The 18,163-nt window shown below is 64.7% G+C and carries 23 protein-coding genes; 15 read left to right on the top strand and 8 right to left on the bottom strand.

Annotated elements, in window-relative coordinates:
* Nucleotides 1-24 precede the first annotated feature (24 nt).
* The 7 genes from urtD to ureC all read left to right on the top strand — a co-directional run bounded on the left by urtD (nucleotide 25) and on the right by ureC (nucleotide 5,642).
* Nucleotides 25-810 carry an urea ABC transporter ATP-binding protein UrtD gene (urtD, locus tag B3P22_RS20680; RefSeq protein WP_296272416.1) on the top strand — a complete coding sequence of 262 codons (786 nt, stop codon included), beginning with the start codon at nucleotides 25-27 and terminating at the stop codon, nucleotides 808-810.
* Between the two features lie 105 nt (nucleotides 811-915).
* Complete coding sequence (urtE, locus tag B3P22_RS20685) at nucleotides 916-1,614, top strand: urea ABC transporter ATP-binding subunit UrtE (RefSeq protein ID WP_296272372.1); 699 nt, start codon at nucleotides 916-918, stop codon at nucleotides 1,612-1,614.
* 149 nt (nucleotides 1,615-1,763) lie between these two features.
* Nucleotides 1,764-2,600, top strand: a complete 837-nt coding sequence (locus B3P22_RS20690) for an urease accessory protein UreD (RefSeq protein WP_296272373.1) — start codon at nucleotides 1,764-1,766, stop codon at nucleotides 2,598-2,600.
* A gap of 82 nt (nucleotides 2,601-2,682) precedes the next feature.
* Complete coding sequence (ureA, locus tag B3P22_RS20695; RefSeq protein WP_004425162.1) at nucleotides 2,683-2,985, top strand: urease subunit gamma; 303 nt, start codon at nucleotides 2,683-2,685, stop codon at nucleotides 2,983-2,985.
* Between the two features lie 2 nt (nucleotides 2,986-2,987).
* Entirely contained in the window at nucleotides 2,988-3,488 is a 501-nt protein-coding gene (locus tag B3P22_RS20700; protein ID WP_296272374.1) for a GNAT family N-acetyltransferase, read from the top strand.
* 7 nt (nucleotides 3,489-3,495) lie between these two features.
* Nucleotides 3,496-3,804 carry an urease subunit beta gene (locus B3P22_RS20705; protein WP_296272375.1) on the top strand — a complete coding sequence of 103 codons (309 nt, stop codon included), beginning with the start codon at nucleotides 3,496-3,498 and terminating at the stop codon, nucleotides 3,802-3,804.
* Nucleotides 3,805-3,941: 137 nt separating this feature from the next.
* Nucleotides 3,942-5,642, top strand: a complete 1,701-nt coding sequence (ureC, locus tag B3P22_RS20710; RefSeq protein WP_296272376.1) for an urease subunit alpha — start codon at nucleotides 3,942-3,944, stop codon at nucleotides 5,640-5,642.
* 39 nt (nucleotides 5,643-5,681) lie between these two features.
* Here ureC and B3P22_RS20715 read toward each other — a convergent pair whose 3' ends face one another.
* From B3P22_RS20715 to B3P22_RS20745, 7 genes are all read right to left on the bottom strand, one after another.
* Complete coding sequence (locus tag B3P22_RS20715) at nucleotides 5,682-6,125, bottom strand: hemerythrin domain-containing protein (protein ID WP_197857107.1); 444 nt, start codon at nucleotides 6,123-6,125, stop codon at nucleotides 5,682-5,684.
* A gap of 75 nt (nucleotides 6,126-6,200) precedes the next feature.
* Nucleotides 6,201-6,467 carry a DksA/TraR family C4-type zinc finger protein gene (locus tag B3P22_RS20720; protein ID WP_197857106.1) on the bottom strand — a complete coding sequence of 89 codons (267 nt, stop codon included), beginning with the start codon at nucleotides 6,465-6,467 and terminating at the stop codon, nucleotides 6,201-6,203.
* 69 nt (nucleotides 6,468-6,536) lie between these two features.
* Nucleotides 6,537-7,400, bottom strand: a complete 864-nt coding sequence (locus B3P22_RS20725; protein ID WP_296272417.1) for an isocitrate lyase/PEP mutase family protein — start codon at nucleotides 7,398-7,400, stop codon at nucleotides 6,537-6,539.
* 137 nt (nucleotides 7,401-7,537) lie between these two features.
* The gene (locus B3P22_RS20730; protein ID WP_296272377.1) at nucleotides 7,538-8,539 is read right to left on the bottom strand and encodes a type II secretion system F family protein; all 1,002 of its coding nucleotides are present in this window, start codon (nucleotides 8,537-8,539) and stop codon (nucleotides 7,538-7,540) included.
* Between the two features lie 53 nt (nucleotides 8,540-8,592).
* On the bottom strand, nucleotides 8,593-9,348 hold the full coding sequence (locus B3P22_RS20735; protein ID WP_296272378.1) for a substrate-binding periplasmic protein: 756 nt from the start codon (nucleotides 9,346-9,348) through the stop codon (nucleotides 8,593-8,595).
* A gap of 53 nt (nucleotides 9,349-9,401) precedes the next feature.
* A complete protein-coding gene (locus B3P22_RS20740; RefSeq protein ID WP_296272379.1) occupies nucleotides 9,402-10,175 on the bottom strand; it encodes a substrate-binding periplasmic protein in 774 nt (257 codons plus the stop codon).
* A 76-nt stretch (nucleotides 10,176-10,251) separates the two neighbouring features.
* Entirely contained in the window at nucleotides 10,252-11,175 is a 924-nt protein-coding gene (locus tag B3P22_RS20745) for a substrate-binding domain-containing protein (protein WP_296272380.1), read from the bottom strand.
* A 166-nt stretch (nucleotides 11,176-11,341) separates the two neighbouring features.
* On the opposite strand from B3P22_RS20745, the gene B3P22_RS20750 reads away from it, so the two are divergent.
* The 8 genes from B3P22_RS20750 (at nucleotide 11,342) to B3P22_RS20785 (ending at nucleotide 16,925) form a co-directional block, all read left to right on the top strand.
* Nucleotides 11,342-12,070 (top strand): VC0807 family protein, encoded by a 729-nt coding sequence (locus tag B3P22_RS20750; protein WP_197857101.1) that lies wholly within the window; start codon nucleotides 11,342-11,344, stop codon nucleotides 12,068-12,070.
* A 34-nt stretch (nucleotides 12,071-12,104) separates the two neighbouring features.
* Nucleotides 12,105-12,542, top strand: a complete 438-nt coding sequence (locus B3P22_RS20755; RefSeq protein WP_296272381.1) for a YqaA family protein — start codon at nucleotides 12,105-12,107, stop codon at nucleotides 12,540-12,542.
* 197 nt (nucleotides 12,543-12,739) lie between these two features.
* Complete coding sequence (locus tag B3P22_RS20760; protein WP_296272382.1) at nucleotides 12,740-13,714, top strand: lysylphosphatidylglycerol synthase transmembrane domain-containing protein; 975 nt, start codon at nucleotides 12,740-12,742, stop codon at nucleotides 13,712-13,714.
* Nucleotides 13,715-13,777: 63 nt separating this feature from the next.
* Entirely contained in the window at nucleotides 13,778-15,043 is a 1,266-nt protein-coding gene (locus B3P22_RS20765) for an Hsp70 family protein (protein ID WP_296272383.1), read from the top strand.
* Nucleotides 15,044-15,142: 99 nt separating this feature from the next.
* Nucleotides 15,143-15,499 carry a DUF6152 family protein gene (locus B3P22_RS20770; RefSeq protein WP_197857097.1) on the top strand — a complete coding sequence of 119 codons (357 nt, stop codon included), beginning with the start codon at nucleotides 15,143-15,145 and terminating at the stop codon, nucleotides 15,497-15,499.
* Entirely contained in the window at nucleotides 15,500-15,982 is a 483-nt protein-coding gene (locus tag B3P22_RS20775; RefSeq protein WP_296272384.1) for a hypothetical protein, read from the top strand. It abuts the gene before it with no gap.
* A gap of 111 nt (nucleotides 15,983-16,093) precedes the next feature.
* Nucleotides 16,094-16,627: a hypothetical protein gene (locus B3P22_RS20780; RefSeq protein ID WP_296272385.1), complete on the top strand. Its 534-nt coding sequence runs from the start codon at nucleotides 16,094-16,096 to the stop codon at nucleotides 16,625-16,627.
* 91 nt (nucleotides 16,628-16,718) lie between these two features.
* Complete coding sequence (locus B3P22_RS20785) at nucleotides 16,719-16,925, top strand: hypothetical protein (RefSeq protein ID WP_275545370.1); 207 nt, start codon at nucleotides 16,719-16,721, stop codon at nucleotides 16,923-16,925.
* A gap of 66 nt (nucleotides 16,926-16,991) precedes the next feature.
* Here the strand turns inward: B3P22_RS20785 and B3P22_RS20790 are convergent, their stop codons facing one another.
* The gene (locus tag B3P22_RS20790; RefSeq protein WP_296272386.1) at nucleotides 16,992-18,161 is read right to left on the bottom strand and encodes an iron-containing alcohol dehydrogenase; all 1,170 of its coding nucleotides are present in this window, start codon (nucleotides 18,159-18,161) and stop codon (nucleotides 16,992-16,994) included.
* Nucleotides 18,162-18,163: the final 2 nt, after the last annotated feature.

Consider the following 18,163-nt stretch of genomic DNA (forward strand, 5'->3'; position numbering starts at 1 on the left):
GAAGCCGCTTTCGACCCCACCGGCATGGCGCTGGACACCGGCAAGAACGTCGGCAAGGGCGTCAACGTCCGCCACGGCACCATCCTTACGCTGGAAGACATCAACGTCAGCTTCGATGGCTTCAAGGCGCTGACCAACCTGACGCTGTACATCGGCGTCGGCGAGCTGCGCTGCATCATCGGCCCCAACGGCGCCGGCAAGACCACCATGATGGACGTGATCACCGGCAAGACCCGCCCGGACAACGGCGTCGCCTACTTTGGTGAGCAGTACGACCTGACGAGCATGAGCGAAGTGCAGATCGCCCAGGCCGGCATCGGCCGCAAATTCCAGAAGCCGACGGTGTTCGAGGCGCTGACGGTGTTCGAAAACCTGGAGCTGGCGCAGAAGACCAACAAGTCGGTATGGGCCAGCCTGCGCGCCCGCCTGTCCGGCGAGCAGAAGGATCGCATCGAGGAAGTGCTGACCACCATTCGCCTGGAAGCCTCGCGCAACCGCCCGGCTGGCCTGCTCTCCCACGGTCAGAAGCAGTTCCTCGAGATCGGCATGCTGCTGATGCAGGAGCCGCACCTGCTGCTGCTCGACGAACCGGTGGCCGGCATGACCGACGCCGAGACTGAGTTCACCGCCGAGCTGTTCAAGTCCCTGGCACGCAAGCACTCGCTGATGGTAGTGGAACACGACATGGGCTTCGTCGGCTCCATCGCCGACCACGTCACCGTGCTGCACCAGGGCAGCGTGCTGGCCGAAGGCTCGCTTGAGCAGGTGCAGAATGACGAGCGGGTGATCGAGGTTTATCTGGGGCGCTGACGCGCCAGCTACAAGCGGCAAGCTTCAAGCCGCAAGCCAAAAGCACTCACGATTGGTTTTTACTTGCCGCTTGCAGCTTGAGGCTTGCGGCTATGAGGAACAGCCATGCTGCAAGTCCAACAACTCCACCAGTATTACGGCGGCAGCCACATCCTCCGTGGTCTGTCGTTCGACGTGAAGGTCGGCGAGGTCACCTGCCTGCTCGGCCGCAACGGCGTGGGCAAAACCACCTTGCTCAAATGCCTGATGGGCCTGATTCCGGCCAAGGACGGCAGCGTGCAGTGGGAAGGCAAGGCCATCACCGGCTTCAAACCGCACCAGCGCGTACACGCCGGCATCGCCTACGTGCCACAGGGCCGCGAGATTTTCGGCCGCCTGACGGTGGAAGAGAACCTGCTGATGGGGCTGTCACGCTTTCCCGGCAGCCAGGCCAAGACCGTGCCCGAGTTCATCTACGAGCTGTTCCCCGTACTGCGCGAGATGAAGCATCGCCGTGGCGGCGACCTCTCCGGCGGCCAGCAGCAACAGCTGGCCATCGGCCGCGCCCTGGCCAGCCAGCCGCGCCTGCTGATTCTCGACGAGCCCACCGAAGGCATCCAGCCCTCGGTGATCAAGGAGATTGGCGCGGTGATCAAGCAGCTCGCCGCTCGCGGCGACATGGCCATTCTGCTGGTCGAGCAGTTCTACGACTTCGCCGCCGAACTGGCCGACCAGTACCTGGTGATGAGCCGTGGCGAGATCGTCCAGCAGGGCCGTGGCGAAAACATGGAAGCCGAAGGTGTGCGCGGGCTTGTAGCCATCTGATGCACGCCCCCTGAGGGAGGGGCTTTAGCCGCGACGGCTCCTGGCGCCTGCACGCATGGTTGCTGCGGGCAACCACGCACCGAATTGGTTCAGGGCACGCCTCTTGCTTGCCCACTCGGTCAACTATCCTGCGGAACCGCTGCCTTAACATGAATCTGCCTGCCGCCCTGTTCACGCCAAGCTGGCCTGCCGAGCTGGAATTGGCTTACGCGCGCCACGGCGAACGCACCACGCCAGTGCAGAGGCACCACCTTGGCCCTCTAAGGGTGCAGAAGCACCTGTATGCCGAAGGCCCGGAGGTGTGCCAGCACATCATCGTCCACCCGCCCGGCGGCATCGCCGGTGGTGACATCCTGGATATCTCGGCCCATGCGGGCGAGAACACCTGGGTGCAACTCACCAGCCCCGGCGCGGCCAAGTGGTACCGCGCGGCCGGTGTCGCCCGGCAGGATCTGCGCCTGCGCGTCGACGCCGGCGCCACCCTGGAATGGCTGCCGCAGGAAACCATCCTCTATGCCGGAGCCCAGGCCGAACTGCACACGCAGATCGACCTGCACGGTGACGCCCGTCTGTTCTACTGGGACATCGTTGCCCTCGGCCGCCCCGCCGCCGACGAGCGCTTTGCCAGCGGCTATTTTCAGGCTGCGCTGGATATCCGTCGCGACGGCAAACTGCTCTGGCACGAGCGCCAGCGCGTGATCGGCGGCGACGGCCTGCTCGACTCTCCCATAGGCTTGGACGGCCAGCCGGTGTTCGCAACTCTGCTGGTCAGCGGCGAAGTCGATAGCGATTTGCTCGAACGTTGCCGCGAGCTGAAGATCGACGGTGTACGCGGTGACCTCAGCCAGCTCGCGGGCTTGCTGGTCGCCCGTTGTCTGGCCAGCGAAGCCCTCAAGGCTCGCGCCTGGCTGATCGCCTTGTGGCGCCTGCTGCGCCCTGCAATGCTGGGCCGTGAGGCCTTGTCGCCACGTATCTGGAGCACATGACGGCGGATGTAAAGAGCGACATCCGCCCTACCAACACGACGCGTTCCGGCGATGCCAGGCAACGCCGCATTGGAGTAACACGATGGATCTGAGTCCACGCGAGAAAGACAAGTTGCTGATCTTCACCGCCGGCCTGGTGGCCGAGCGCCGCCTGGCGCGCGGGGTGAAGCTGAACTACCCGGAGGCCATGGCCTATATCTCCGCCGCCCTGCTCGAAGGCGCACGCGACGGCCAGACAGTTGCCGAGTTGATGCACTTCGGCACCACCCTGCTGGCCCGCGATCAGGTGATGGAGGGTGTGCCGGAGATGATTCCGGAGATTCAGATCGAAGCCACCTTCCCCGACGGCACCAAGCTGGTGACCGTCCACCAACCGATTGCATAACCATGAGCTACGAAATAGCGAACGCCAGTGAAGCCGACCTGTCCGGCATCCTAGCCATCTACAACGACGCGGTGCAGCACACCACGGCGATCTGGAACGAGACCCTGGTGGATCTGGCCAACCGCCGCGCCTGGCTGGCCGAACGCACTGCAGCGGGCTTTCCCGTACTGGTCGCACATGACGCTGTCGGCGAGGTAGCTGGCTACGCCAGCTACGGCACCTGGCGCAGCATCGAAGGCTTCCGCCACACCGTCGAGCATTCGGTCTACGTGCGCAGCGACCAACGCGGCCAGGGCCTGGGTCCGGCGCTGATGCAGGCACTGATCGAACGCGCCCGCGCAGCCGGCCTGCACGTCATGGTCGCCGCCATCGAGTCGGAAAATGCCGCCTCGATTCGCCTGCACCAGCGCCTCGGCTTCGTCACCACAGGACAGATGCCCCAGGTCGGCCGCAAGTTCGGCCGCTGGCTGGATCTGACCTTCATGCAACTGACTCTGGAGTGAGCACCCCATGATTCCCGGCGAATACCAGATTGCCGACGGCGAGATCGAGCTCAATGCCGGTCGCCGCACCCTGACCCTATCCGTGGCCAACAGTGGTGACCGGCCGATTCAGGCCGGCTCGCACTACCACTTCTTCGAGACCAACGATGCGCTGATCTTCGATCGCGCCGCCGCACGCGGCATGCGCCTGAATATTCCGGCCGGCACTGCGGTGCGCTTCGAACCCGGGCAGAGCCGTGATGTGGAGCTGGTCGAGCTGAGCGGTGCGCGCCGGGTGTTCGGCTTCGCCGGCCGAGTAATGGGCGACCTGGATTGAGGTGACTCTTGTAGGAGCGGCTTTAGCCGCGATAACTATCTCGCGGCTAAAGCCGCTCCTACAGAAGAACCACAGCGCCTAATCCCCTGACAGACAGAAAAATACGCGCCAGCCTTCGCGCCACAAGGGAAGCGAATATGAAAATCAGCAGACAAGCCTATGCCGACATGTTCGGTCCCACCGTCGGCGACAAGGTGCGCCTGGCCGATACCGACCTGTGGATCGAAGTCGAAAAGGACTTCACCACCTACGGTGAAGAAGTGAAATTCGGCGGCGGCAAGGTGATCCGCGACGGCATGGGCCAAGGTCAGCTGTGCGCCGCCGACGTGGTCGACACCCTGATCACCAACGCGCTGATCATCGACCACTGGGGCATCGTCAAGGCCGACGTCGGCCTCAAGGACGGACGCATCGCCGCCATCGGCAAGGCCGGCAACCCGGATATCCAGCCGGACGTGACCATCGCCATCGGTGCCGGCACCGAGGTGATCGCCGGCGAGGGCATGATCCTCACCGCGGGTGGCATCGACACCCACATCCACTTCATCTGCCCGCAACAGATCGAAGAGGCGCTGATGAGCGGCGTCACCACCATGATCGGCGGCGGCACCGGCCCGGCCACCGGCACCAACGCCACCACCTGCACATCCGGCTCGTGGCATATGGCGCGCATGCTGCAGGCCGCCGATGCCTTCCCGATGAACCTGGGCTTCACTGGCAAGGGCAACGCCTCGCTGCCGGAGCCCTTGATCGAGCAGGTCAAGGCCGGCGCCATCGGACTCAAGCTGCACGAGGACTGGGGCACCACCCCGGCGGCCATCGACAACTGCCTGAGCGTGGCCGACGAATACGACGTGCAGGTGGCGATCCACACCGACACCCTGAACGAGTCCGGCTTCGTCGAGACCACCCTCGGCGCGTTCAAGGGCCGCACCATCCACACCTACCACACCGAGGGTGCCGGCGGCGGCCACGCGCCGGATATCATCAAGGCCTGCGGCTTCCCCAACGTGCTGCCGTCCTCGACCAACCCGACCCGGCCGTTCACCAAGAACACCATCGACGAGCACCTGGACATGCTCATGGTCTGCCATCACCTCGACCCGAGCATCGCCGAGGACGTGGCCTTTGCCGAGAGCCGCATCCGCCGCGAAACCATTGCGGCAGAGGACATCCTCCACGACCTGGGCGCGTTTTCCATGATCAGCTCCGACAGCCAGGCCATGGGCCGCGTCGGCGAGGTAATCACGCGCACCTGGCAGACCGCCGACAAGATGAAGCAGCAGCGCGGCCCGCTGCCCGAGGACGCCCCCGGCAACGACAACTTCCGCGCCAAGCGCTATATCGCCAAATACACCATCAACCCGGCCATCACCCACGGCATCAGCCACGAGGTGGGCTCGATCGAAGTGGGCAAGTGGGCGGATCTGGTGCTCTGGCGCCCGGCCTTCTTCGGCGTGAAGCCGACGCTGATCCTCAAGGGCGGCGCCATTGCCGCCAGCCTGATGGGCGACGCCAACGCCTCGATCCCGACGCCGCAGCCGGTGCACTACCGGCCGATGTTCGCCAGTTACGCCGGCAGCCGGCATGCCACCAGCATCACCTTCATCAGCCAGGCGGCGTTCGACGCCGGCGTGCCCGAGCAGCTTGGGCTGAAGAAGAAGATCGGCGTAGTCAAAGGCTGCCGCGAAGTGCAGAAGAACGACCTGATCCACAACGGCTACCTGCCGAACATCGAGGTCGACCCACAGAACTATCAGGTCAAGGCCGATGGCCAGTTGCTCTGGTGCGAGCCAGCCGAAGTGCTACCGATGGCGCAGCGTTATTTTCTGTTCTGATGAAAGAGCCGGGCGTTACGCCCGGCTCTCGCTTGTCTGTCAGGACGCCTGTTTCATCTCGTCGTAGGCGCTGAGATAGTCGCCCGCCAGTTGCTGCTTTTCCTTGTCGCGTAGCAGCTTGCCGGCCATCTGGAAGAAAGTGTGTTCTTCTTCCTTGAGGTGATGCTCGACCTTTTCTGCCAGCGCCTTGGCTTGCGCCAGCCAGCTGGGGCTGCTGGGGTCGGTTTCCTCCAGGCCCTCAACCATTTCGTCCATCTCGTGATGCTCGGCGATGGCGTGGCGTGACAGATCGACGCCCGCATCTTGCTGCATCAGGGGGATGTAGAAATGGCGCTCCTCGGCCACCGAATGCACGGCCAGCTCGTGCTTGAGCTGAGAAAACAAGGCGTGGCGCTCGGCGCTGTCGCCCTGGGTGGCGATCAGTTTTTGCGCCAGTTCGCGCTGGATGTCGTGGCTGATGCGTAAGGCTTCGAAAATCGTCATGCAGGCACCTCTTCCTGAGTCGCGGTAGTAGTAGCACTAGACCATCAGGACTCGTAGAGGTGCCGTATCGCTTGTTCAACGCAACTGGCTGTCCTTGCTGCCCCGGCGGTTATAACCGCTATAGGCGGCGTTTTCCCGGTCGTGCTCGGCCTGGCACTTGACGCACAGGCGCACACCGGGAATGGCCTGGCGACGGGCCTCGGGAATGGGCGCATCGCATTCTTCGCAGTGACGCAGGCTCTCGCCTTTCGGCAGCTGGCTACGGGCACGCGAGACGGCGTCCTCGATGCTGCTGTCGATCTGTTCCTGAACTGCGTCGTCGCTTGCCCAACCACCTGCCATGCTCCACCTCCTCGCGTTCCCTGGACAGATATGCGCCCGGGAGACGCGAAGTGCAAGTGCAGCCTGTCGCTACTCGCGGACTTCCATGAACTCCTTGGCCCAGCGGATGTAATCCTCGGGCATGGTGTACTTGTGGGTCAGCTCGGTGGCGTTGAGGTCGCATTGCTGCGCGCCGCGCTGTTCGCGCAGGCAATCGTAGGTGGCCTTGATCGCGGCGAAGTAGGCGGCGTGGCCGTTGACCACGATGCGTACGCCGAGCCGGGCCAGACGCTGGTTGTCGCGCAGCTCGGGGTTACCGTAGGTGACCAGCATCAGCGGCACCTTTAGGCCCGAGGCGATCTGCTCCAGATGGGCAAAATCCTTGACCCCGACCAGGCAGATGCCGTCGGCGCCAGCCGCCTCGTAGGCGCGGGTGCGACGGATCACTTCGTCCACCTCCAGCACACCGGCATGGGTGCGGGCGATGATCGCCAGCTCGGGGTCGACGCGTGCTTCCAGCGCCGCGAGGATCTTGCCGACGCCCTCCTCGATGGAGATCAGATCGGTGGATTTGCGGCCGAACTGGGCCGGCAGCAGCGTATCCTCGATGGTCAGCGCGGCAACGCCGGCACGCTCCAGCTCGACCACGGTACGCATCACGTTGAGCGCGTTGCCATAGCCATGGTCGGCGTCGGCGATCACCGGCAAACGCGAGACACGGCCGATGCGCGTGGCCTGCTCGACGAATTCGCTGAGGGTGATCAGGGCGAAGTCCGGCGCGCCGAGCACCTGCAGAGAGGCGACGGAGCCGCCAAGGATACCGACCTCGAAGTCGAGATCGGCGGCGATGCGGGCGGACATGGGATCGAAGACCGAAGCGGTGTGATAGCAGCGGTCGGACGCCAGCAGGGCACGAAAGGCGCTGCGTAGCTCATGGTGGGATGCACGTTGCAGGATGGGCATGGGGCGTATTCCAAAGTCGGTTGAATCGCTTTTTTCTCGTTTTAGTAATGGCGTAGACGTGACCAATGCTAGCGCAAGGCACTTGCTGCCAGCTTTCAGACGGCTCGCCGTGGTCAATGACCAGCAATTTATCGGCCAGCCAGCTCCGCGGGCAGCGAGGGAAAGAAGCCGCCGCAGGTCAGCAGGCCGTATGCCATCCAGATGGCAACGGCCAGATAGAACAGCCGTGGCGCCCAGCTCGCCAGCATCTGCTGGCTCGCGGCCAGCTGCTGCGCCTGCAGGCGGGCGAAACGCAGCAATGCCTCGTCCGGGCGGCCGGTCGCTTCACCGGTATTAAGCACGCCGATCAGCATGGCTTTGCCGGGAAAGTTCAGCGCATCGAAGGCACGCACCAGCGACTGCCCGGCGGCGACTCGCGGCGCCAGGCTGGCGAAATCCCGCCGTAGCCTTATGCTGCTCACCGTATTACAGGCGCGTGGCAAGGCGTCGAGCACGGGCATGCCGGCCTCCAGCAACAGCCCAAGGCTATCGCAGAAATTTCGCAGGTCGGCGCGGCGCTGCAGGCCGCCGAGCACTGGCAGGGCCAGTAGCAGATCGTCGATAGAGCCCGATTGATCGGCTCGCCGCTGCTGCCAGCGGCGCCACAGTGCTCGAGCACCAAGCAGCAATATCGATAGCCACAATACGGGTAGCAGCACGGCCGCGAGGTAGCCGGCGACACTCAGGTTTCCAGCGACCAAGGCGGGCAAGGGTTTGACCGCCAGCGCCAGCATCAACACGCCGGCGGGCAGCAGCAAACGTGAGACGAGTTCGGCGGCGTGGCGTGCCTGCTCCTCGTAGCGCTGTGCCAGTTGCTCGTAAGTATGCGCCAGCGCACCGGCTTCCTGCGCGGCGCGCACCAGGGCGCTTTCCAATGGCGTGAACACGCCAGTCAACTGGCCGGAACTCGCCAGGTCGCGCCCACCGCCGACCATCTGCCGCAAGCGCTTCACGGCGGCCTCATGGCGCGCGCCGAGACTCAAGCTGGCCAGCGCTCGATCGATGGGCACGCCCGCCCGTTCCATCGCCCCCAGGTGAGCGAACAATCCGGCGCGGCTGCGTAGATCGAGAGTGACATTGGGACGCGACATGATCGGGCTCGGTGAATTGCAGCGTTCAGGTTAACCAGTCGCCAGGCGAGCCGCTACGGTTCCATCGGCGGCATCGTTGCGTGCGGCAGCCAGCGCCTGAGAATGGCTTCGAGGCTGCCGTCCTCGTGCATCTGCTGCAAAGCCCGCTGCCAGCGCAGCACACGCACCACCGAGGTTTGCGGGGAAAAGGCGATGTAATAGGCCGAGCGCATGAACGGCACGTGCGCGGTGACGTCCTGTGGCTTGAGCTCGACGGCGGCGAGCTCGCCAGCCAGGGTCAGGTCCTCGGTGGCGATCAGCTTGACCCGGCCATGCTTGAGCAGGGTCATCATATGCTTCGAACTGGGCACGCCGTAGAGGTTGTCAAAACCCCTGGCGCTCAGGATCTCGAAGGTGTACCACTGCTTGGGCAGTGCCAGCGGCCCACTGGCTGCAGCCTGCTGCAGCGTGTCGATGACGAGGTGGTGGGATTTCAGCGAGTAGAAGCTGGTGGTGCCGACCACGATGGGGCCGACCCAGTGGAATCTGTCCTCACGCTCGGGCGTACGCACGGTGGAAAACAGCGCGATGTCTTCGTCCTGCTGGGCGAGATGCAGGGCACGCGTCCAGGGCATCAGCTCGATCCGCCCGCTATCACCGGTGCGCGCCAGCAAGGCTCGAACTACCTCGACGGAAAAACCGCTGGGCTCGTTTTCACGCATGAAGCTCATCGGCGGTGCATCCTCGGTGAGCAGGCGCAGCTGCGCTGCCGCTGGCGCACATAGCACCACCAGCACGACACACAACCATCGATGCAAGCGCTTGCCCATCAGGCCCCCTCCCGCTTGCAGCCTAGCAAGCCGCGTTGCGCCACGCAGCAGCTTCACTCGGCGCGAAGCAAATCGGCCAACGCTCGCTCGTCGGCGCCTGGAAACCAGTGCCTGTAGATACGCGCCAGGCTGCCATCATTGCGCATGTCCTGAAGGGCCCGCTGCCAACGGGCGACACGAGCGGCATCGGTCTGCAGGGAGAAGGCGATATAGGAATCGTTGGGCATCAGGTCGAACTGTTCCTGCAACTGCTCGGCATTCATACCCTGTTCAGCGAGCATGCCATCGAGGGTCAGAGTGTTGGCCAGCAACAACTTGACCCGGCCATGGCGAAACATGCGCAGCATGTCCTGCGGGGTCGGCACGCCGTAGAGGTTATCCAGATTCTGCTGGCGAAGCACTTCGTAGCTGTACCACTGCTTGGGCACGGCGAGGGTACCGAGTTGGCGCACATCATCGAGGCTGGTGACCCGCAACCCGGCATCCTTGTGCGTGTAGAACCGCGTGTAGCCCCGCGCGATCGGCCCGACCCACTGGAACTCGGCTTCACGCTGCGCCGTGCGCACGGTGGAAAACAGCACGGTGTCGGCCTGATGACGAGCCTGGTGATAGCCGCGCGTCCAGGGCACCAGTTCGATGCGCGCGGTTTTGCCGGTACGGCGGATAAGCGCCTCGACCACCTCCACTGCCATGCCGCTGGGCTTGCCGTCCTGCAGATAGCTGAACGGTCGATAGTCTTCGGTGTACAGCCGCAACTCGGCAGCCGACAGATGAGCGCCAAGACTGCAAAGGAGCAACAGCAGGGCAACCGGGTACTTCAGGTTCATACGTCATACCGTCAAGGGCCGCCCTACAGCGAATTCAGGGCGGCCGACGCAGGATCATAAACGCCTAGCGCATCCATCACCAAGGCTGCGCTGGCGCGGCGGTCTCGGCCAGATCCCTGGCGGTCATCACCCTCGGTTCGAGCAGCAGTTGCAATCGCGTAATGGCCCGCTCGCCGCTCAGGGCGCGCTGCACCAGGCGCACCGCATGGTCACCCATGGCTTGTGGCTGTTGCAGCAACAGGGCCTGAATCTGCCCCTCACGCAATGCACCGAACAGCGGCTCGCCACCGTCAAAACCAACGAAGTCTACCTGTCCGGCCTTGCCCAACTGGCGCAAGGCCGCCAGGGTGGCGCGGCTGCCACTGCCATTGGGGCTGAACAGGCCGTCGAGTCTGGGCAATTGCTCACTCAGGGCCTCGACGATGCGCTGGCGGTCATCGCCCAGGTACGTATCGAATACCACCTGCAGCCCCGCCGATTGCGCTGCGAGCAGAAAACCGCGCTCGCGTTCCTCGGTCGATTGCAGACCCGGGCGCAAGCGCAACACGCCGACCCGGCCACCGCGCCCGAGACGTTCGGCCAACTGCTGCCCGGCCAACTGGCCGGCAAGGAAATTGTCGGTCGCCACCAGCGCATAGGCGCCCTCACCGGCGACACTGCGGTCGACGTAGACGGTAGGAATACCCTCGGCGCGCAGGGCCACGATACGGGCGTCGATGGCATCTCCGGCCGGAGCGATGATCAGCGCTTTGCAGCCATGGGCGAGGACATGATCGATCAGTTGCAGTTGCACCTCGACGCTACCCTCATGCGCGGGGCCACGGGTATAGAGTTGCAGTTGCAGATCCTCGGCGGTGCGCCTCGCCCCGGCCTCCAGCTCGGCCCAGTAGGACGAGGTGCCGGCCGGCACCAAGCCGATGCAGTCGCGCGCCCAGGACGGTGGCGCCGCCAGGCCCCAGGCGCTCAGCAGCAGGCAAATGAAGGGGATGATTCTTGGCATGTTCGACTCCAGAGCCTCGCCATCACTTTAGCAGCGCCATTGCACGGTGCTACTCCTGTCGGCAAGCTGTCGACTCATACTTTTTCACATTCAAAACCGACAGTCGGGCTAGCTCTGGCGCGCCGGGCAGGCGATCATCGGGCTTCCTACGCAGACTCCAGCTACCATGACCGCCACCACTGACAGCCGTACCCCGACGCACAAGCCCCGCCCGCTGATCGATCTGGCCATCAGCATCCTGATTCCCTCGTTCATTCTGATGAAGCTCAGTGGCGAGCACCGCCTCGGTGCCGACGGCGCGCTGCTGCTGGCCCTGGCGTTTCCCCTGGGCTGGGGCGCGTTCGAGCTGATCAAATACCGCAAATTCAATTTCATCGCCCTGCTCGGCCTGGTCAGCGTCGCGCTCACCGGCGGCATCGGCCTGTTAAAGCTCGACACCCAATGGCTGGCGGTCAAGGAAGCCCTGATCCCCGGTCTGATCGGCATCGCCGTGCTGGTCTCGACTCGCACCCGCTACCCGCTGATCCGCACCCTGCTGTTCAACAAGACCGTACTCAACGTCGACAAGATCCATGATCGCCTGGAACAGGGCGGCCACGTCGAACACTTCGAAACACGCCTGATGCGCGCGACCTACTGGCTCAGCGGCACCTTCTTCTTTTCCTCGTTCATGAACTACGTGCTGGCCAAGTGGATCGTGGTCAGCCCGGCCGGTACCGAGGCATTCAACGACGAACTCGGGCGCATGACCCTGCTCAGCTATCCGATGATCGCCATTCCCTCGATGATCATGCTGATGGCCATCTTCTACTACCTGTGGAAGACCATTCATGGCCTGACCGGGCTGAGCCTGGAAGAGATCATGGCCAACACTGGCCAGGAATCGCAGAGCTGAGCCGCGCCGACCTCCGGGTCGGCAGCTGCTGAACATGCTCGGGCTTTCCGCTTACCTGGGTCTGTTTCTTTCCGCCTTCGGCGCGGCAACGCTGTTACCCCTGCAGTCCGAAGCCGTGCTGGTGGCGTTGCTGCTGGCCGGCCAGCATCCGCTATGGGCGCTGCTGCTGGCTGCAACGCTGGGCAACGTGCTGGGCTCATGGGTCAACTGGCTGCTGGGGCGCTCGATCGAACATTACCGCGAGCGGCGCTGGTTTCCGGTCAGCCCGGTTCGGCTGCAGCAGGCGCAGGCCTGGTACGCGCGCTACGGGCGCTGGTCGTTGCTGCTCAGCTGGATGCCGGTGATCGGCGACCCACTGACATTGGTCGCCGGGGTGATGCGCGAGCGCCTGTGGGTATTCCTGCTCATCGTCACCCTGGCCAAAGCCAGCCGCTACGCGGTGCTGGCGGGGCTGACCCTGGCCTGGATATGAACGTATCGGGACAATCGCTGACACAACTACTAAGGGGCGCCTGCATGCCTGCCAGTTGATGACTGGCGGCGGCTCCCTGATACTGCGCAGCGCGCCGTGCGGGCACGATCCGCCAACGGTCGGCCAGCCGGTGAACAGGCGCCTCGTCAGAGGCATGCGGCCCCACAACTCCGGGGCTTGATGAGCGAGGAATAGCGGTGTCTGTCGTAGAAGCCAAACCCAAACTGAAGCGCAGCGACCTGATCTGGACGCTGATCGGGCTCGGTGCCGTGGTGCTGTCTGGCTTCCTGCTCTACCGCGAACTGCGCAATATTTCCTTCGACGAGATCAAGGGCAGCCTCGAGGCGATCTCGCACATGAACTGGCTGCTCGCCGCAGCGGCCACCCTCGGCGCTTACTGGGCACTGGCCTGGTACGACCGCATCGCCGTCGCTCACCTGGGCAAGAAGATTCCCTGGCGCTTCATCACCCTGTGCTCCTTCACCACCTACGCACTGGCGCACAATATTGGCGCCTCGGTGTTCTCCGGGGCTGTGGTGCGTTATCGCGCCTATCGCAGCAAAGGCCTGACGCCACAGGAAATCGGCATTCTCATCGTCTTCTGCTCCTTTACCTTCGCCCTCGGCACCCTGCTCGCCAGCGGCTGCGTACTGATCGCCCAGCCCGACCTGATTCACCGGGTGGCCAATATCACGCCGCTGGTGTCGGTGGTGATCGGCAGCGTGTTGCTGAGCCTGGTCGGCCTCTACGTGCTGGGCTCGTGGCGCCAGTTCAAACCCTGGACTCTGGGCAAGCTGCACGTGGAATATCCACGCCTGCCCATCGTCAGTCGCCAGTTGCTGGCCGGCCCGCTGGAGCTGCTGTGCGCGGCGGCGATCATCTACTTCGCCCTGCCGGCCGATAATCACCCCGGCTACCTGGTGATACTCGGCGTGTTCCTCGCCTCCTTCTCCCTGGCGCTGCTGTCCCACGCGCCGGGTGGCCTGGGCGTGCTGGAAGTGACCTTCCTCGCCGCCCTGCCGGAGATACCCGCCGCCGATGTACTGGCCGCGCTGATCGTGTTCCGCATGTTCTACCTGCTGCTGCCCTTCGCCCTGTCGCTGCTGGTGGTGCTGGGCTTCGAATGGAACCAGTGGAAGGAAAAACAGCGAGGCAACAACCTACCGTCCTGACGACTCGCCGCCACCGCGGCGCTGGCATAGAATACGCGGCCATTTTTTCGGCCCTGCGTTTCCATGTCCTTCTCTACGCCTGCCCGCGCCTGCGGCATCGACTTCGGCACCTCCAACTCCACCGTCGGCTGGCTGCGCCCCGGCCAGGACAGCCTGCTGCCCCTGGAAGACGGCAAGATCACCCTGCCCTCGGTGATCTTCTTCAACACCGAGGAGCGCCGCCCGGTCTACGGCCGTCTGGCCCTGCACGAGTATCTGGAAGGCTATGAAGGGCGCCTGATGCGCTCGCTGAAAAGCCTGCTCGGCTCCAAGCTGCTGAAGAGCGAGACTACCGTACTGGGCAGCGCCCTGCCGTTCAAGGACCTGCTCGGCTTCTTCATCGGTGAGTTGAAGAAACGTGCCGAGAGCCAGGCCGATCACGCCTTCGAGGAAGTGGTGCTGGGCCGCCCGGTGTTCTTCGTCGACGACGACCCGGCCGCCGACCAGGAGGCACAGAACACCCTGGTGGCCGTGGCGCACAAGCTCGGTTTCAAGGAGGTGTCCTTCCAGTACGAGCCCATCGCCGCGGCCTTCGACTACGAGTCGAGCCTGGAGCGCGAGGAGCTGGTGCTGATCGTCGACATCGGTGGCGGTACTTCGGACTTCTCCCTGGTGCGCCTGGCGCCTGAGCGTCACCACCTGGCCGAGCGCCAGGGCGACATTCTCGCCACCGGCGGCGTGCACATCGGCGGTACCGACTTCGACAAGCAGTTGTCGCTGGCCGGCGTGATGCCGCTGTTCGGCTATGGCAGCCGGATGAAGAGCGACGCCTTCATGCCCACCAGCTACCACCTCAACCTGGCCACCTGGCACACCATCAACGCGCTGTACGCGCAGAAGACCCAGTTGGCCCTGCAGAACATGCGCTACGACATCGTCGACGCGACCGGCATCGACCGCCTCTTCGGTCTGATCGAACAACGCGCCGGGCACTGGCTGGCGATGCAGGTGGAAGAGAGCAAGATCGCCCTCAGCGAACAGGACGCGCGCCCCATCGACCTGTCGCGCGTCGAGCCGGGCCTGGTCGCCGAACTGACCCGCCCCTTGTTCGAGAACGCCATCGAGCCGCTGCTCGAACGCATTCGCGCCAGCCTCACACAGTTGCTGGCCGATGCCGGCGTCGCGGCAGATCAGGTCGATACGCTGTTCTTCACCGGCGGTTCCAGTGGCGTGCCGGCGCTGCGCCAGAGCGTGGCAGCGATGCTGCCCAACGCGCGTAGCGTGGAGGGTAATACCTTCGGCAGCATCGGCAGTGGCCTGGCCATCGAGGCGAAGAAACGCTACGGCTGAGACTGGCGCCATTCTGTTTCCAAATGTGCCGGTGCGCCCCGGCGCCGGTCTCAGCGTCTAGGTTTACCCGGTGTTCAATCAGCCCACCGGGTGATCGCCATGCTGAAGAAACTGCTGCTCGTTGCCACCGCCCTCGGCCTGCTGCTGGCCGGCTCCCTCGCCCAGGCCCACCATGGTTGGAGCTCCTACGACTCGGATCAGCCACTGACCCTGGAGGTGCCGCTGCAGAGCGTCAGCTACCGCAACCCTCACGCCGACGTGAGCATCGAGCATGACGGGCGCACCTGGCAGGTGATCCTCGCCCCGATCAGCCGCCTGCAGGCGCGCGGTCTGCCGGAAGCCGACCTGACGGAGGGCAAGACCGTGACCATAGTCGGCTACCCACGCAAGGACGGCACCCCGGAGATTCGCGCCGAACGCATCATCGTCGACGGTCGCACCATCGAACTCAGGTAGATGGACAGCCTGATCGCCTGGGCGGCCTGGCTCGAAGCCTCGGCACTGGGCGCGCAGATGCGCAGCTCGACGCTGCTCTATCCTGCGCTGAACCTGCTGCACCTGCTGGGCCTGGTTCTGCTGCTGGGGCCGATGCTGCTGCTTGATGCGCGTCTGCTTGGCGCCGGCCGCGCTTTCTCACTGCCTGCCGTGTCGCGGACGCTGACGCCGCTGGCAGTGCTGGGTCTGGTTCTGTTGCTAGGCAGCGGCTTCTGCCTGTTCGCCGCCGACGCCGGGCCACTGACCGTTGACCAGCTACTGCAGCTCAAGCTGCTGCTGATCGCCCTGGCCATCGGCAACGCCCTGTTGTTTCGCCAGCTGTGGAGTGCACGGCTGAGCGACTGGGACCTGCACGCACCGCTACTCGGCCGGGTACAGGCGGCGCTGTCGCTGCTGCTCAGGCTGCTGGCGATGAGCCTCGGCCGCCTGCTGGCCTACTTCTAGCGCAGCGCGCCTTGCCGCGACAGGCCGCTGAAAAACCACTGCATCGGCAAGACCGGGGTGAAAACGACCTGTTATCCTGCGCGCCTTCGCCCTCGTTACAGGAATGCCCCGATGCAAGCCCAGCTGGAAGAACTGATCGCCAAGATAAGCTCCGGCTGCCTGGCCGAAGACGAGATCGCGCGTATCGCCGATGAGGCGGCGCAGGCCTATGCCGACCCGGCCGCGTTCCTAGCCGCCAACCCGGACGTCAACTACGACGACGAGTTCCCCATCCCGCTGGGCGAATGGGTGGTGGTCGGCAGCCTGCCGGAGACGGTGCTGTTTCAGGCCGACAGCTATGAAGAGCTGTTCCAGCGCATCACCGAATCCTTCGGCCCGCAAGTGCAGTTCGTACTGAAGGCCAAGCAACTGGCCAAGACCGAACCGCTCAAGGCGCTCAACCGCATCCAGGTGCAGCTCTCGGCGCTGTCACCGGAAACCGGCGGCTACGTACTGGTGGATTTCAGCGAACCGCTGGACGACGAGTTGCAGGCGGTGCTGGTGTACGCCAGCGATCTGCCGCGGGTGATGGAGCTGGCGGTGGAAGTGGGCATCTACGCCGCCCCGGCGCTTGAAGCCTTGCAGGCGGAGCACGCCGAAGAATAGGACGCGGCTTGCCCTCTCCCCAACCCTCTCCCATAAATGGGAGAGGGGGCTGACCACCTATCCCGTAACGCTTTTGCCCCTTGGAGTCACCATGCGCCCGATCCGCCTCGCCCTGTTGTTCAGCCCTTTGCTGCTCGCTGCCTGTGGCGGTCCGGAAACGGCTACCACCGCCACCCTGCAGGCACAGGACGCGGCGCAGAAACAGCAGCAGATGGCGCAGCTCAAGCAGCAGATTGAGCAGGTCAACCAGCAGGCCCAGCAGCGTCTGCAAGAACAGCTGGACGCCGCCGGGCAGTAAACGCCCGCCCCGTAGGCCGGACGCAATCCGGGGCAGCAGGCCAAATGTCCCCGGCTTGCATCCGGGCTACAACATCCCGCGCAGCGCTTCTTCGAACAATGCGCTGTACTGCATAGCGCTGAAGGAGATGGGGTTGGTGCCGGCTGACGGGTCCACTTCAGCCATGCGCCCGACCTGCTCGATGCGTGCATCGTCGATGCCGATCTCGCTCAGACTATGGGGGATGCCCACCTCGCTGCGCAGCGCCAGCACCCAATCGAGCACCGCATTGAAGCCGCTGCCAGGCAGCGCCAGATAGCGCGCCATCTTTTCCATCTGCGGCTCGATGGCGCCACGGTTAGCCACCAACACGTAGGGCATCAGCACCGCATTGAGCAGGCCGTGGTGGGCGTCATACAGCGCGCCCAGCGGGTGCGCCAGCGCGTGCATCGCACCGAGGCCGCGCTGGAATGCGGTAGCGCCCATGCTCGAGGCCACCAGCATCTGCAGCCGCGCCTCGACATCCGCACCCTGAGCGACCGCGCGCGGCAGGTACTGCTGCACCAGGCGCATACCTTCCAGGGCGATGCCCTCGGCCATGGGGTGAAACAACGGCGAGCAGAACGCCTCCAGGCTGTGCGACAGCGCGTCCATACCGGTGGCGGCGGTGATCTTCGCCGGCAGGCCGACGGTCAGTTCCGGGTCGAGGATCACCAGCGCAGGCAGCATCCGCGCATGGAAGATGATGCGTTTGACATGCGCCGCGTCATCGGTGATCACCGAGGCGCGACCGACTTCCGAGCCGGTGCCGGCGGTGGTCGGCACCGCCACCACCGGAGCCATGCCGGCTGCATTGACCCGGCTGGCGTTGTCGCCGACGTCCTCGAAATCCCACAGCGGCCGATCCTGGCCGACCATCAGGGCGATGGCCTTGCCGGCATCCAGCGCCGAGCCGCCACCGAAGGCAATCACGCCGTCATGCCCGCCCGCCTTAAATGCGGCGACACCGTCCGTCACGTTGGCGCCGGTGGGGTTGCCCTTGATCGCCGAGAACAGCCCGGCATTCAGCCCGGCATCGCGGCACTGGCGCAGCGCCGCGTCGATCATCGGCAGCGCGGCCAGACCGGGGTCGGTACACAGCAGCGGCGCACGCATACCAAGTTGACGGCAGCCCTCGGCCAGCTCGCTGATGCGGCCGACGCCGACGCGCATCGAGGTCGGGTAATTCCAGTTCATGCGGTACTGATCGAAAATCATGG

It is taken from the genome of Pseudomonas sp. UBA6323 (assembly GCF_002439135.1).
Lineage (GTDB): Bacteria > Pseudomonadota > Gammaproteobacteria > Pseudomonadales > Pseudomonadaceae > Aquipseudomonas.

What these genes read in the sequence shown, in the direction of transcription:
- B3P22_RS20700 (WP_296272374.1), top strand. Translation starts at nt 2,988, where the DNA reads ATGAGCTACGAAATAGCGAACGCCAGTGAAGCCGACCTGTCCGGCATC.
- B3P22_RS20775 (WP_296272384.1), top strand. Translation starts at nt 15,500, where the DNA reads ATGGACAGCCTGATCGCCTGGGCGGCCTGGCTCGAAGCCTCGGCACTG.
- B3P22_RS20750 (WP_197857101.1), top strand. Translation starts at nt 11,342, where the DNA reads ATGACCGCCACCACTGACAGCCGTACCCCGACGCACAAGCCCCGCCCG.
- B3P22_RS20745 (WP_296272380.1), bottom strand. Translation starts at nt 11,175, where the DNA reads ATGCCAAGAATCATCCCCTTCATTTGCCTGCTGCTGAGCGCCTGGGGC.
- urtD (WP_296272416.1), top strand. Translation starts at nt 25, where the DNA reads ATGGCGCTGGACACCGGCAAGAACGTCGGCAAGGGCGTCAACGTCCGC.
- B3P22_RS20785 (WP_275545370.1), top strand. Translation starts at nt 16,719, where the DNA reads ATGCGCCCGATCCGCCTCGCCCTGTTGTTCAGCCCTTTGCTGCTCGCT.
- B3P22_RS20690 (WP_296272373.1), top strand. Translation starts at nt 1,764, where the DNA reads ATGAATCTGCCTGCCGCCCTGTTCACGCCAAGCTGGCCTGCCGAGCTG.
- B3P22_RS20780 (WP_296272385.1), top strand. Translation starts at nt 16,094, where the DNA reads ATGCAAGCCCAGCTGGAAGAACTGATCGCCAAGATAAGCTCCGGCTGC.
- B3P22_RS20740 (WP_296272379.1), bottom strand. Translation starts at nt 10,175, where the DNA reads ATGAACCTGAAGTACCCGGTTGCCCTGCTGTTGCTCCTTTGCAGTCTT.
- B3P22_RS20730 (WP_296272377.1), bottom strand. Translation starts at nt 8,539, where the DNA reads ATGTCGCGTCCCAATGTCACTCTCGATCTACGCAGCCGCGCCGGATTG.
- B3P22_RS20790 (WP_296272386.1), bottom strand. Translation starts at nt 18,161, where the DNA reads ATGATTTTCGATCAGTACCGCATGAACTGGAATTACCCGACCTCGATG.
- B3P22_RS20720 (WP_197857106.1), bottom strand. Translation starts at nt 6,467, where the DNA reads ATGGCAGGTGGTTGGGCAAGCGACGACGCAGTTCAGGAACAGATCGAC.
- B3P22_RS20735 (WP_296272378.1), bottom strand. Translation starts at nt 9,348, where the DNA reads ATGGGCAAGCGCTTGCATCGATGGTTGTGTGTCGTGCTGGTGGTGCTA.
- B3P22_RS20715 (WP_197857107.1), bottom strand. Translation starts at nt 6,125, where the DNA reads ATGACGATTTTCGAAGCCTTACGCATCAGCCACGACATCCAGCGCGAA.
- ureC (WP_296272376.1), top strand. Translation starts at nt 3,942, where the DNA reads ATGAAAATCAGCAGACAAGCCTATGCCGACATGTTCGGTCCCACCGTC.
- urtE (WP_296272372.1), top strand. Translation starts at nt 916, where the DNA reads ATGCTGCAAGTCCAACAACTCCACCAGTATTACGGCGGCAGCCACATC.
- B3P22_RS20755 (WP_296272381.1), top strand. Translation starts at nt 12,105, where the DNA reads ATGCTCGGGCTTTCCGCTTACCTGGGTCTGTTTCTTTCCGCCTTCGGC.
- B3P22_RS20705 (WP_296272375.1), top strand. Translation starts at nt 3,496, where the DNA reads ATGATTCCCGGCGAATACCAGATTGCCGACGGCGAGATCGAGCTCAAT.
- B3P22_RS20765 (WP_296272383.1), top strand. Translation starts at nt 13,778, where the DNA reads ATGTCCTTCTCTACGCCTGCCCGCGCCTGCGGCATCGACTTCGGCACC.
- B3P22_RS20770 (WP_197857097.1), top strand. Translation starts at nt 15,143, where the DNA reads ATGCTGAAGAAACTGCTGCTCGTTGCCACCGCCCTCGGCCTGCTGCTG.
- ureA (WP_004425162.1), top strand. Translation starts at nt 2,683, where the DNA reads ATGGATCTGAGTCCACGCGAGAAAGACAAGTTGCTGATCTTCACCGCC.